Origin of the sequence: Streptomyces sp. NPDC014676 (assembly GCF_043084105.1) — a bacterium.
GTDB lineage: Bacteria > Actinomycetota > Actinomycetes > Streptomycetales > Streptomycetaceae > Streptomyces.
Genome location: NZ_JBIBZI010000002.1, coordinates 472,047 through 484,968 on the forward strand (window position 1 = coordinate 472,047; position 12,922 = coordinate 484,968).

Here is a 12,922-nt window from a genome sequence, read left to right on the forward strand (position 1 = left end):
ACCGACCGTGCAAGACGACGCCCTCATCGCACAGGCCCAGGCGTGGCTCGCCGAGGACCCCGACCCGGACACCCGCGAGGAACTCGCCCACCTCATCGACGCCGGCGACCACGCCGGGATCGCCGCCCGCTTCGGCGGCACCCTCCAGTTCGGCACCGCCGGCCTCCGGGGCGAGCTCGGCGCCGGCCCGATGCGCATGAACCGCTCCGTCGTCATCCGCGCGGCCGCCGGCCTCGCCGCGTACCTGAGGAAGCACGGCCACACCGACGGCCTCGTCGTCATCGGCTACGACGCCCGCCACAAGTCCCGCGACTTCGCCGAGGACACCGCCGCCGTCATGACCGGCGCCGGACTGCGCGCGGCCGTCCTGAACCGCCCCCTCCCCACCCCCGTCCTCGCCTTCGCCATCCGGCACCTCGGCGCCGTCGCCGGAGTGGAGGTCACCGCCAGCCACAACCCGCCCCGCGACAACGGCTACAAGGTGTACCTCGGCGACGGCTCCCAGATCGTCCCCCCGGCCGACGCGGAGATCGCCGCCGAGATCGAGGCCGTGGCCTCGCTCACCACGGTCCCCCGTCCCACCGAGGGCTGGGAGATCCTCGACGACACCGTCCTGGACGCCTACCTCGCCCGCACGGACGCGGTCCTGGCCAAGGACTCCCCCCGCACCGCCCGCACCGTCTACACGGCGATGCACGGCGTCGGCAAGGACGTCCTCCTCGCCGCCTTCGCACGGGCCGGCTTCCCGGAGCCCGTCCTCGTCGCCGAGCAGGCCGACCCCGACCCGGAGTTCCCGACCGTCGCGTTCCCCAACCCGGAGGAGCCCGGCGCGATGGACCTGGCCTTCGCGAAGGCCCGCGGCACCGGCCCCGACCTGGTCATCGCCAACGACCCCGACGCCGACCGCTGCGCCGCGGCCGTCAAGGACGGCGCGGACTGGCGCATGCTGCGCGGCGACGAGGTCGGCGCCCTGCTCGCCGCCCACCTGGTCCGCCGCGGAGCGACCGGCACCTTCGCGGAGTCGATCGTCTCGTCGAGCCTCCTCGGCCGCATCGCGGAGAAGGCCGGCCTCCGCCACACCGAGACCCTCACCGGCTTCAAGTGGATCGCCCGCGCCGAGGGCCTGCGCTACGGCTACGAGGAGGCCCTCGGCTACTGCGTCGACCCCGACGGCGTACGCGACAAGGACGGCATCACGGCAGCTCTCCTCCTCACCGAACTGGCCTCCGGACTGAAGGCCGAGGGCCGCACCCTCCTCGACCTGCTCGACGACCTCGCCGTCGAGCACGGTCTGCACGCCACCGACCAGCTCTCGGTCCGTGTACAGGACCTCGGCCTGATCGCCTCCGCGATGCGCCGCCTGCGCGAGCAGCCGCCCACGGAGCTGGCCGGCCTGCGCATCACCGAGGCCGAGGACCTGACCCGGGGCACGAAGGCCCTCCCGCCCACCGACGGCCTCCGCTACACCCTGGACGGCGCGAGGGTCGTCGTCCGCCCCAGCGGCACGGAACCGAAGCTGAAGTGCTACCTGGAGGTGGTGGTCCCGGTCGCCACGAGGGCCGGCCTGCCCGAGGCCCGCGCGAAGGCGACGGCGCTCCTCGCGAGGATCAAGCAGGACCTCTCCGAGGCAGCGGGCATCTGAGGGAACCCGGTGTGGGGCGGGCCCACCCGCCCCACGTCACCCCCTCACCCCATGGCCAGCAGCACCGCCAGCAGCACCGCCCCCGCGACGGCGGGCGCCATGATCTCGTAGGCCCACCGCACGGTCACCTCGCCCTGCGCGGCCTCGGCGTCCTGCCGCCGCTCGTGCAGCCCGCGCATGTCGTCCATCGCCCGGTCGCTCTCGTGTCGCCGGGGCCCCTCGGCGGCGCCCCCCGCACCGCGCCGGACGCCGCCCTCGCGCACCACCTGCGCGGCGGCCCGTGCCTCCTGCCGGTTCGCCTTGCTGCGGGCCCGCAGCGACACCGGAAGGGCCCACAGCTGGTACTTCGCGCCGGACGCGGTGAGGACCTCGTTGGTGAAACTGGACCGCAGCGCGGCGACCTGTCCCCAGGGCAGCACGATCACGCGGAACGGGTTGCGGACGCGCAGCCGGTCGTCGTTCACGTACACGGCGGGACGCAGGGTGTAGGCGACGATCAGCGGTACGAGGAGGAGCATCGCGGCGAGGGCCAGCCAGGGGGTGCGGCCCTCGCCGGCGAACACCGCGTCGACACCGAGCCATCCGACGACGGCGAGCAGCAGCACACCGCCGACGATGCCCGCGAGCGAGCGGTGGACGCGGTCCTTGTACGGGGATGCCTCGGACCCGGCCGGCTTCGCGGGCTCCGGGTCGGGCGACTGGTGCTCGGGGGACGTCATGCTCCCGATTCTGCACGACGCCTCCGGTGACGTCGTACGCGGTGGAAGCCGTACGCGATCCCCCACGGGGCTGTACAGCCGCTACGCGCGTAGATATGCTCGTCTGGTGACCATGCCCACCACTGCACCACACGCTCTCAGCGACGTCACCGCGTCCGACGGCACGCTGCGCCGCTTCCTCCACGGGCTGCCCGGCGTCGACCCGGTCGGCCTAGAGGCGCGCGCCGCCTCCCTCGGCACCCGTTCGATCAAGACGACCGCGAAGGCGTACGCCATCGACCTCGCCATCTCGATGGTCGACCTGACGACGCTGGAAGGCGCGGACACCCCGGGCAAGGTCCGGGCGCTCGGCGCGAAGGCGGTCCGCCCCGACCCGACCGACCGCACCACGCCCGCCACGGCCGCGGTCTGCGTCTACCCCGACATGGTGGCCACGGCGAAGGAGGCCGTCGCCGGCTCCGGCGTCAAGGTCGCCTCCGTCGCCACCGCCTTCCCGGCCGGCCGCGCCCCGATCGCCGTGAAGCTGGCGGACGTCCGCGAGGCCGTCGCCGCCGGTGCCGACGAGATCGACATGGTCATCGACCGCGGGGCGTTCCTCGCGGGGAACTACCTGAAGGTGTACGACGAGATCACCGCCGTGAAGGAGGCCTGCGGGACGAGCGCCCGCCTCAAGGTCATCTTCGAGACCGGCGAGCTGTCGACGTACGACAACATCCGCCGGGCGAGCTGGCTCGGCATGCTGGCCGGGGCGGACTTCATCAAGACCTCGACCGGCAAGGTCGCCGTCAACGCGACCCCCGCGAACACCCTCCTCATGCTGGAGGCGGTCCGCGACTTCCGCGCCCAGACCGGCGTCCAGGTCGGTGTGAAGCCGGCCGGCGGCATCCGCACGACCAAGGACGCCGTCAAGTTCCTGGTCCTGGTCAACGAGACCGCGGGCGAGGACTGGCTGGACAACCACTGGTTCCGCTTCGGCGCCTCCTCGCTGCTGAACGACCTGCTGATGCAGCGTCAGAAGCTGGCCACCGGCCGTTACTCCGGCCCCGACTACGTGACGGTGGACTGATCACCATGGCACCCGTTTTCGAGTACGCACCGGCGCCCGAGTCCCGCTCGGTCGTCGACATCGCCCCGTCGTACGGCCTGTTCATCGACGGCGAGTTCACCGAGGCCGCCGACGGCAAGGTCTTCAAGACCGTCTCCCCCTCCACCGAGGAGGTCCTCTCCGAGGTCGCCGAGGCCGGTGAGGCGGACGTCGACCGCGCGGTGAAGGCCGCCCGCAAGGCGTTCGAGAAGTGGTCGGCGCTCCCCGGCTCCGAGCGCGCGAAGTACCTCTTCCGCATCGCCCGCATCGTCCAGGAGCGCAGCCGCGAGCTCGCCGTCCTCGAGACCCTGGACAACGGCAAGCCGATCAGGGAGACCCGCGACGCGGACCTCCCCCTGGTCGCCGCGCACTTCTTCTACTACGCGGGCTGGGCCGACAAGCTCGACCACGCCGGCTACGGCGCGAACCCGCGGCCGCTGGGCGTCGCGGGCCAGGTCATCCCCTGGAACTTCCCGCTGCTGATGCTGGCGTGGAAGATCGCCCCGGCGCTCGCGACCGGCAACACGGTGGTCCTGAAGCCCGCCGAGACGACCCCCCTCTCCGCGCTCTTCTTCGCGGACATCTGCCGCCAGGCGGGCCTGCCCAAGGGCGTCGTCAACATCGTCACCGGCGACGGCCGCACCGGCGCCGCGCTGATCGCCCACCCGGACGTGAACAAGGTCGCCTTCACGGGCTCCACGGCCGTCGGCAAGGAGATCGCGCGCACGGTCGCGGGCACCCGCAAGAAGCTGACCCTCGAACTGGGCGGCAAGGGCGCCAACATCGTCTTCGACGACGCGCCCATCGACCAGGCCGTCGAGGGCATCGTCAACGGCATCTTCTTCAACCAGGGCCAGGTCTGCTGCGCGGGCTCCCGCCTGCTGGTCCAGGAGTCGGTCCACGACGAGCTCCTCGACTCCCTCAAGCGCCGCCTGTCCACGCTCCGCCTCGGCGACCCGCTGGACAAGAACACCGACATCGGCGCGATCAACTCCGCCGAGCAGCTGGCCCGGATCACCGCGCTGGCCGACCAGGGCGAGGCGGAGGGCGCCGAGCGCTGGTCCCCGGCCTGCGAACTGCCGTCGTCCGGCTACTGGTTCACGCCGACGCTCTTCACGAACGTCACCCAGGCGCACACGGTCGCCCGCGACGAGATCTTCGGCCCGGTCCTGTCCGTCCTCACCTTCCGCACGCCGGACGAGGCGGTCGCCAAGGCCAACAACACCCCGTACGGCCTGTCGGCGGGCATCTGGACGGAGAAGGGCTCGCGCATCCTGGCGGTCGCGAACAAGCTCCGCGCGGGCGTGATCTGGTCCAACACGTTCAACAAGTTCGACCCGACCTCGCCGTTCGGCGGCTACAAGGAGTCGGGCTTCGGCCGCGAGGGCGGCCGCCACGGCCTGGAGGCGTACCTCGATGTCTGACGCACGACTTTCCGTACTGAAGACCTACAAGCTGTACGTCGGCGGGAAGTTCCCGCGTTCCGAGAGCGGCCGGGTGTACGAGGTGACCGACGCAAAGGGCAAGTGGCTGGCGAACGCCCCGCTCTCCTCCCGCAAGGACGCCCGTGACGCGGTGGTCGCCGCGCGCAAGGCGTTCGGCGGCTGGTCCGGCGCGACGGCGTACAACCGCGGCCAGATCCTGTACCGGATCGCGGAGATGCTGGAGGGCCGCCGCGACCAGTACGTCGCGGAGGTCGCCGACGCCGAGGGCCTGTCGAAGTCGAAGGCGGCGGCGCAGGTCGACGCGGCGATCGACCGCTGGGTCTGGTACGCGGGCTGGACCGACAAGATCGCCCAGGTGGTCGGCGGCGGCAACCCGGTCGCGGGCCCGTACTTCAACCTGTCCTCCCCCGAACCGACGGGCGTGGTCGCCGTACTGGCCCCCCAGGAGTCGTCCTTCCTGGGCCTGGTCTCGGTGGTGGCCCCGGTGATCGCGACGGGCAACACGGCGGTCGTGATCGCCTCGGAGAAGTCCCCCCTCCCCGCCCTCTCCCTCGGCGAGGTGCTGGCCACCTCCGACCTCCCCGGCGGCGTGGTCAACGTCCTCTCCGGCCGTACGGCGGAGATCGCGGCCCCGCTCGCCGCGCACCAGGACGTCAACGCGATCGACCTCGCGGGCGCCGACGAGGCGCTGGCGAAGGAGCTGGAGATCGCGGCCGCGGACAACCTCAAGCGCGTCCTGCGTCCACAGCCTGTGGACGACTGGTCGGCGACGCCCGGCACGGACCGCCTGACGGCGTTCCTGGAGACCAAGACGGTCTGGCACCCGACGGGCTCGCTGGGCGCGTCGGGCTCCGCCTACTGACCGGCCCACCCCGCACTGCCGGCCCTCCAGCCTCCTCGAAGGGAGAACGGGCGCCGGGGCACGCGGTGGCCCGGCTGCCCGTGGAGAGTGCGCGGCGGCGGGACGGCGGGTGCGTGGACACGGTCGTGCCGTGCCGAGTCGGCGAGCGCGGCGACGATCCGTGGCGGAGTGTCCGGGGCCGGAGCTGCGGCGACGGTGTCCCATGCCGGTCACGGCGCAGGTGCTGCCCGGACCGGCTCCCCCGCTCGGCCGCCGATGAGGCGCGAGGCGCCTGTTCCCCGGTGTCACCGGGGGACAGGCGCCTCGCGCAGGGGTTCAGCCCTGGAGCTTCATGCCCTTGGGTGAGGTGAGGCCCTCGGCGGGGTGGGCACGGAACGTCGCCGTCCAGACGGTGGGCGGGCAGGACGTGCCGTTGGGGTGCTGTTCCGTCAGCTTGGCTCCGGTGCTGTCCTCGACGACCGTGTCACCGCTCTTCGCGGACGTCACGACGAGCCGCACCGCCACGGTCTTCGCGCCGACGTCGTCGGGCAGACGGACCGCCAGCGACATGAACGGGTCGTCGGGACTGCCCGACGCCTGCTCCTCGCAGGCGCCGTCCACGCACAGCCGGAGTCTCGCCGCGTCCGGCCCGCCGAAGTCGGCGGGCCGCCACACGACGGACACCTGCGAGTCCGCGCCGGCCTCGGTGCACGGCGTGTCCCGGCCGAGGACCGAGCATCCGGTCAGAGCCACCGCCAGCAGCGGGACGAACAGGGCTCGGCGCATGTCAATACCTCGCTACGGTGCCGGGGAAGGCGCTGTTGGCCAGCCCGATGTCGGTGAAGTACAGCCAGCACGGGTCGAAGAGGCCGCCGCTGTCGTCGCCGCCGCCACCTCCGCCGCCGGAGATGATCCCCTTGGCGAAGGCGCGCCCGCTGCCGTCGACGGTGTACACCGGGCCGCCGGAGTCACCCTTGATGGTGCAGGAGCCGGACGTCTTCTTGGCCACGACCATGTTCCTGGCCGTCGTACCCCCCGAGTAGCGGATGGTCGCCTGTGTGTCGGTCACCTTCCAGCCGCACTTCTCGCCGGTCATCATGCCGCCCGTGCAGACCTTGTCACCGCTTTGTGCCCAGCGCCGCCAGTAGTCGTGCACGGGACGCGACGAGCTGGACGTCTTGCCGCCCTTGTAGATCCGGGCCGACGCGGAGCTGCCGCTTTCGACCCGGTACAGCGCCAGGTCACCCGAGTAGTACTTCTGGCCGGACAGCTTCACCGAGCCGGAGCCGTTCTTCCAGTTGTCCCGGACGACCGGACCGATGTAGTCGCTCTTGCTGGGGTTCAGGACGGCACCGCTGCCGGTGGTGCAGTGGCCCGCGGTCACCACGTACCACTTGCCGTTGTACTTCCAGCTGAAGCCCGCCGTGCACCACGTGGCCGAACTCATGGTCAGCTGCGAGTAGATACGCGCCCCGCCGTAGTAGGGCGAGGTGTCGTTGTAGCGGTTCGCCTGCGGGTCCAGCGCGTCCACCCCGGGAGTGACCTGTACGGCCACCGAGTCGGTGCCGTAGCGCTCGCCCAGAGCCGCGACCAGCGCCGGAGCGGCCGTCTCGGTCTCCACGACGACTCGGTTGCGCACGGCGTCCACGGACGCGACGCGCAGCCCGCTCACGCCGGGCAGTTCCGCTTCCGGCAGCTGGAGGATCTCGTCACGCACGGACTCCAGCGCGGTGACGCTGTGCTCCACCACTTCGGTGCGCGGGGCGACCTCCTCGGTGACCGTCGGCCCGGCCGGCTCGGGTGTGGTCTCCGTGGTGTCCTCCGGCATGTCGAACGACTCCTCGCCGGTGGACTCCGCGACCCCGTCGGCGGGTGGTACGGGGGTCTCCGTCTCGGTGGTCCCGGTGTCGGGCTTGGTGTCGTCCTCCGTGTCCTCGGCGGGCGTTCCGCTGCCCTCGTCGGCCGGAACCTGCGTCACCCGGATCGGTGCGGACGCCTCGTCGGCCGAGGCCGACTCCACGACCGGCGCGACCAGTTCGCCCGTCGCCGGATCGACGTAGGGCGGGGCGAAGGCGTCGGGGTTCTCCGCCGCGCGCTCCTCGGCCAGTTCCAGGGCGTACGCCTGAGCGGGTTCCGGCTCCTGGACGTCGTCGCCCCCACCGTCCTCGATGACCTCCACCCGGTCGACGATCACCGAGACCGGTTCGGCCCCCGGCGGGTCGTACGGCCCGCTGAAGCGGGCGCCGATCTGCCGGCTGCCGCTGCCGGACAGGGACGAGGTGTCCCACACCAGCTTCGGGGCCGAGCCACCGGTGAGCGGCACCGGCCACGAGACGGTGGTGGAATCGGCCCGGGTGACCTGGGAGGCCGGGATCACCTGCCACGGATCGGCGGACGACGCCCGCTGGAGGAAGGTGACCTCCGTCAGCGAGGCCGGCGCGCTGACCGCGAGATCGGCCGACCCCGCGAGCACTTCGCCGTTGGCGGGCGCGGTCACGGCCGCCCGTCCGACGTGAAAGACGCGCTCGGCCCCGGCCGAGACGTTGCCGGCCCGGTCGGTCGCGGTGACGACGAGCCGATGGCTGCCCTCGGTGGCCGGGGTGACCGGCAGCGCCACCGGACCGCCGCTGGTGGTGACGCTCCGCTCGGTGTCGCCGTCGATGCGGTAGGTCAGGACGCGGGTGTCGGCGCCGTCGGGCGTCAGCGTGAACGTCCCGGTCTCCTGCGCGCCGCCGGCCCAGGCGTCCGCGGGGTAGGACGCGGAGGTCACGGCCGGGACGCCGGGCGCGGTGGTGTCGACGGTGAAGCGGTGGTGCGCGGTCGCCCCGCCCGTGCCGTCGCCGTCGACGCCGCGCACGTGCAGGTACCAGACGCCCTCGGCGCGGGTCGTCGCGTACGACGTGCCGGTCGTCTCGGCCGTGCTGTCGGGCACGGTGTCGGAGGCGGAGTCGACGACGACGCTGTACCCGGCGGAGGCGCCGGAGGGCGCCGTCCAGGTCGCCTCGAAGGAACCGCTCCTGTACGCGCCCGTCTGGTCGGGGTGGGTGGACGAGCTGATCGCCGGGCTCGGCGGCAGCGTCGTGTCGACCCGGAAGGGCAGGTGCGCGGCGGTGGAGGACCAGTTGCCCGCCTGGTCCTCGGCCCGGACGTGCAGGTACCAGGCGCCGTCCGCGTCGACGGTGGTGGTGAACCTCGTCGATGTCTGCGCGGTGCCGGTGGTGGCCGGCAGGGTGTCCGTGACGCGGTCCACACTGACCGCGTAACCGGCGATGCCGGACAGGTCGGTGGGCGCGGACCAGGTGAACGTCGCGGTGCGGTCGGCGTAGACGCTGGTCGTCACGGGATGCGTGGAGGAGGCCAGACCGCCGGGCGCGCCCGGGGCGGTGGTGTCGACGTTGAAGCCGCGGTGCTGGGTCGAGGACCACAGACCCGCCTTGTCCTTGGCGGCCGCGTGCACCCACCACGTTCCGTCGGTGCGCCCGGACCAGTTCACGTCGGCCGCCGTCTGTGTGACGGTCGTTCCGGCAGCGGTCGTCGGGTTCTGGTCGAGCTTGACGGCGTACCCGCTCACGCCGGAGGCGTCCGTCGCGGCGAGCGTGCCCGCGAAGGTGGTGGCGTTGTACCAGGCCGACGCCGAGGGGTGGCTGGTGGAGGTGATGGCGGGGGCGGACGGCGCGGTGGTGTCGACGGTGAACGTCCGCCAGGCCGACCAGGCCCCGGTGTCGGTGCCGTCGGACGCCCGGGCCCGCCACTTGTAGTCACCCGGTGCCAGTGCGGTGGCCGTGCGGGTGGCCACCGCTCCGGAGGCCACGGCGGCTGACGTGCCGGACTGCAGGGCCGCGGTGCCGGTCGCCGTCCACACCTCGAAGGTCAGCGTGAGCTGCTGGGCGTCGGCATCGGTGGCCTTGGCGGACAGCGTGGGTGTGGTGTCGGAGATGTAGGCACCGGTCAGCGGGGAAACGGCTGCCGCGGTACCGGGCTTGGAGTTGTAGGTGACCGTCAGGGACGGCTCGTAGGCGGCGTTGTGCGAACCGTCCGTCTGGTTCGCCGAGTGGTAGCGGCGCCAGGTGAGCGGGTCGGTCTCGTCGACGGCCGCGATCCGCACACCGTGGTTGGGCTGACCGTCGGCCCAGGCCTGGACGATGCCGTCGATGTCCCAGGAGACGTGCCCGGCCGGGCAGTTGGAGTTGTACCCCTTGGCCGCTGTGGAGGTCACGGCGCCGGTCGTGGTGGTCGTGGGCTGCTCGGCCCAGGTGAGGGCCGACGGGTCCCAGGCCGAGGTGATACGGCGCACCTGGTTGCCGGAGTTGCCGGTGCTGCACGTGGACGAGTAGTACGAGTACAGGCGCAGGTCGGTGTCGAGGATGTGCTTGCCCGCGTACTTCGCCACGTCGAACTTCAGATACGAGCGGGCCTTCTCGGTGCCGTTGTACGTGCCGGCCTTCAGCTCGGTCGAGCCGCGCTGCGAGGTGAGGTAGTCGTCGTACTGGACCCAGGTGTCGGTCACCGGGCCGAGCAGGGAGTCGGTCGGGTCGATGGTGACCGGGTACTTCAGCTCGGGGTCGGCGAGGAACTCCGCGTCGGGCCGCAGGACCAGGACCTGGTCGCCGGTGTCCGCGTCCCGCTCGATCGCGACGTCGATGGCCGCGAGATCCTCGGGCTCGCCGGAGGCGTGCTTCTCGTCCGAGCCCCACATCACCGGCAGCGGTGCGGTGGCCACCGCACGGCCGCTGCCGTCGTTCCAGCGCAGACGTTTGTCGGCGGTCTCGTGCAGGGTGAGGTCGTCGGCCGAGACGGGCAGCCGGTAACTGACCGGGCCGTCGGGGCGCTCGTGCAGGACGACGGAGTGGGAGAAGCCCTCCTTCAGGGCGGTCACCACGACATCACCGCCCTCGACGGCGCCTTCGTAGACGGCGGTCGAACCGTCCAGGCGGGGTTCGGGAAGCCTGCCGTCCCAGTCGAGGCCGAGGGTGTGGCCGCCGCGGGAGACCTCGGCGAGGGGTTCGTCCGCACCGCCGCCGGAGAAGGTGATGCCGGCGGCCGCGCTCTTCGGCCGCACCACGCCGTCCTCGGCCACGAGGGTCGTGTCGACGGGCCGCCAGCCGCCGTCGGCCTGCTTGACCCGGATCGGACCGGTGTACGCCTCGACGGTGGTGGTGCCGTCGGCGTTGGCCCAGGTGGTGGTCGACTCGGTGCGCTCGGAGACGATCTCGCTCCGCGCGCCGGACGTCTGCTGTGCCGTCGTCGCCGCCCCGGTTGCCGCCTCCGCGGCCTCGGCGGACGCGGGCTCGCCGAGCAGGGGCAGCGGGGCGCACACGAGAGCGGCCAACAGGCCTGCCGTCAGGGCTCGTCGTCCGATGCGGGATCTTCGTCGGCCGGGAACCGGGGCGATCGGCGTGCGGTCGTACACAGAGGAACCTTCCCATCCATCTCGGTCAAAGGTTGGGTGATCTTAATACCCATGCATGACATGTCCACAAAAAGACATGCCGCTCCGGCCGAGCGGGCGGGGCGCCCGGGCAGGGCTTGCCTTACAAGTCACCACGTGCGAGGCGAAGTTGACGCCAACCGGCCGAGGCAGATCCGCTCGACCTGTCATCACGCCAACCGAGCCGGCCGGTAGAGCGGTTGACGCGCCGCGAGGACGTCACGGTCGCATCCCGAACCCGCGGACGCCGCGGCCGCTCCCCCGGCGGGACGGCGGCTCGACCGCGGTGGGGCATGCCCCCGGTGACGGGGATGCCGGCGCCCTGCGGCACATCGCGACGCCGGGACGGCCGGGCGAGCGGCCATCGGGCCCGGCGCACGAGGCCGCGCCGAGCCCGCAGGGCGGACCAGGGGCGCAGCGGACGGCAGGGGTCAGCCCCTCAGCGCGTCCGTCGCCTGCCCCGCCACCGGGACGCCGCCGACCGACCGCGCCTGGGCGACCGGCCCCGTCACCTCCCGCGAGTCCACCGCGCGGAAGTCGGCGACCTGTGTGCCGACGCCGTTGTCGAGCGGGTCCACGCCCGTGCCGGCCAGCGGATTGGGCTTGAGGTCCGCGACCGTGCCCACGGCCCGGCCGGTGTCGTCGAGGAGCGAGTCGGAGTCCGCGGCCGCCGCCGTCGCCGCGCCGGCCCCGAGCGCCACCGAGGCGGTCGCGAGGACGGCCAGGGCACGTCGGACGGTCGGCGCCTTGGGGGCCTTGTGTCGGGCCATCGCTCTGCCACCTGTCGCCTTCGATGGGTAACCGGATCGACGCGAAGAGTAGTTGAGGTGTGACGCGCGCTTCAAAGCCGTACCGCGGGGCGTACGCCGCCCGGCTGATGCCTCAGACTGGTGTCCCGTGAGTTCCCAGTCGCCCATATCCGCGCGAGTCGTGCTGCTCTGCGGCCCCTCCGGCTCCGGCAAGTCCCTCATCGCGGCCCGTTCCGGTCTTCCCGTGCTGCGCCTCGACGACTTCTACAAGGAGGGCGACGACCCGACCCTCCCCCTCGTGGCGGGCAGCACGGACATCGACTGGGACCACCCCGGCTCCTGGGACGCGGACACCGCCGTCGCCGCGATCGAGCGGCTGTGCCGCACGCGTCGTACGCCGGTTCCCGTCTACGACATCTCGCTGAGCGCCCGTACGGGCGAGACGGCCGTCGACATCGGCGGGACCCCGCTGTTCATCGCCGAGGGCATCTTCGCCGCGGAGATCGTCGAGCGCTGCCGTGAACTCGGCCTGCTGGCCGACGCGCTGTGCCTGAACCGCGGTCCGGTGCGGACGTTCCGGCGGCGGTTCCTGCGGGACCTGAAGGAGGGCCGCAAGTCGGTGCCGTTCCTGCTGCGCCGCGGCTGGCGGCTGATGCGGCTGGAGCGGTCGATCGTGGCCCGCCAGACGGCGCTGGGCGCGTACGCATGCGACCGGGACGAGGCGCTGGGCCGCCTCGCGAGGGCGGCGGTCGCCGGGCGTACGGCGACGGGGACGAGCACCCCGGCCTAGCGGGACGCCCACACCACCGCGCACATACGAAAGGCGGGACCGGGCGGGCCCCCCGGCCCTCCAGTCCCGCTGTTTCGCACTCCCCCGTGATCCCCCGTGTTCTCCCCGGATCCCTCGTGCTCCCCCGTGGTCCCCCCGGATCCGCGGAGGTCCCCCGTGACCCCCTCGTGCTTCCCCCCTCCGGTCCCCCGTTCGTCACGGCGGCGTCCCCCGACGCCCCCGCG

9 protein-coding genes are annotated in these 12,922 nt (G+C 72.6%); 5 read left to right on the forward strand and 4 right to left on the reverse strand.

Annotated features, from left to right (window positions below; translation table 11 throughout):
* Positions 1-7: 7 nt before the first annotated feature.
* Positions 8-1,642 carry a phospho-sugar mutase gene (locus ACF1DX_RS06585; RefSeq protein WP_391790110.1) on the forward strand — a complete coding sequence of 545 codons (1,635 nt, stop codon included), beginning with the start codon at positions 8-10 and terminating at the stop codon, positions 1,640-1,642.
* Positions 1,643-1,686: 44 nt separating this feature from the next.
* Here the strand turns inward: ACF1DX_RS06585 and ACF1DX_RS06590 are convergent, their stop codons facing one another.
* A complete protein-coding gene (locus tag ACF1DX_RS06590) occupies positions 1,687-2,361 on the reverse strand; it encodes a PH domain-containing protein (protein ID WP_391790111.1) in 675 nt (224 codons plus the stop codon).
* Between the two features lie 112 nt (positions 2,362-2,473).
* Here ACF1DX_RS06590 and deoC point away from each other — a divergent pair, with 112 nt between their 5' ends.
* Genes deoC through ACF1DX_RS06605 form a run of 3 tightly spaced genes read left to right on the forward strand, consistent with a single transcriptional unit; the run spans position 2,474 to position 5,752 of the window.
* A complete protein-coding gene (gene deoC, locus ACF1DX_RS06595; RefSeq protein WP_391790112.1) occupies positions 2,474-3,427 on the forward strand; it encodes a deoxyribose-phosphate aldolase in 954 nt (317 codons plus the stop codon).
* 5 nt (positions 3,428-3,432) lie between these two features.
* Positions 3,433-4,869: an aldehyde dehydrogenase family protein gene (locus ACF1DX_RS06600; RefSeq protein WP_391790113.1), complete on the forward strand. Its 1,437-nt coding sequence runs from the start codon at positions 3,433-3,435 to the stop codon at positions 4,867-4,869.
* On the forward strand, positions 4,862-5,752 hold the full coding sequence (locus tag ACF1DX_RS06605; RefSeq protein ID WP_391790114.1) for an aldehyde dehydrogenase family protein: 891 nt from the start codon (positions 4,862-4,864) through the stop codon (positions 5,750-5,752). The genes ACF1DX_RS06600 and ACF1DX_RS06605 overlap by 8 nt, the downstream gene beginning before the upstream one ends.
* Before the next feature lie 315 nt (positions 5,753-6,067).
* On the opposite strand, the gene ACF1DX_RS06610 is transcribed toward ACF1DX_RS06605, so the two are convergent.
* The 3 genes from ACF1DX_RS06610 to ACF1DX_RS06620 form a co-directional block, all read right to left on the reverse strand.
* Positions 6,068-6,517: a hypothetical protein gene (locus ACF1DX_RS06610; RefSeq protein ID WP_391790115.1), complete on the reverse strand. Its 450-nt coding sequence runs from the start codon at positions 6,515-6,517 to the stop codon at positions 6,068-6,070.
* Position 6,518: 1 nt separating this feature from the next.
* Positions 6,519-11,060 (reverse strand): DNRLRE domain-containing protein, encoded by a 4,542-nt coding sequence (locus ACF1DX_RS06615; RefSeq protein WP_391790116.1) that lies wholly within the window; start codon positions 11,058-11,060, stop codon positions 6,519-6,521.
* Positions 11,061-11,590: 530 nt separating this feature from the next.
* Positions 11,591-11,929, reverse strand: a complete 339-nt coding sequence (locus ACF1DX_RS06620) for a hypothetical protein (RefSeq protein ID WP_391790117.1) — start codon at positions 11,927-11,929, stop codon at positions 11,591-11,593.
* 52 nt (positions 11,930-11,981) lie between these two features.
* On the opposite strand from ACF1DX_RS06620, the gene ACF1DX_RS06625 reads away from it, so the two are divergent.
* The gene (locus ACF1DX_RS06625; RefSeq protein ID WP_391790118.1) at positions 11,982-12,698 is read left to right on the forward strand and encodes a uridine kinase; all 717 of its coding nucleotides are present in this window, start codon (positions 11,982-11,984) and stop codon (positions 12,696-12,698) included.
* The last annotated feature ends 224 nt before the right edge of the window (positions 12,699-12,922 follow it).

What these genes read in the sequence shown, in the direction of transcription:
- ACF1DX_RS06620 (WP_391790117.1), bottom strand. Translation starts at nt 11,929, where the DNA reads ATGGCCCGACACAAGGCCCCCAAGGCGCCGACCGTCCGACGTGCCCTG.
- ACF1DX_RS06610 (WP_391790115.1), bottom strand. Translation starts at nt 6,517, where the DNA reads ATGCGCCGAGCCCTGTTCGTCCCGCTGCTGGCGGTGGCTCTGACCGGA.
- ACF1DX_RS06600 (WP_391790113.1), top strand. Translation starts at nt 3,433, where the DNA reads ATGGCACCCGTTTTCGAGTACGCACCGGCGCCCGAGTCCCGCTCGGTC.
- ACF1DX_RS06590 (WP_391790111.1), bottom strand. Translation starts at nt 2,361, where the DNA reads ATGACGTCCCCCGAGCACCAGTCGCCCGACCCGGAGCCCGCGAAGCCG.
- ACF1DX_RS06605 (WP_391790114.1), top strand. Translation starts at nt 4,862, where the DNA reads ATGTCTGACGCACGACTTTCCGTACTGAAGACCTACAAGCTGTACGTC.
- deoC (WP_391790112.1), top strand. Translation starts at nt 2,474, where the DNA reads ATGCCCACCACTGCACCACACGCTCTCAGCGACGTCACCGCGTCCGAC.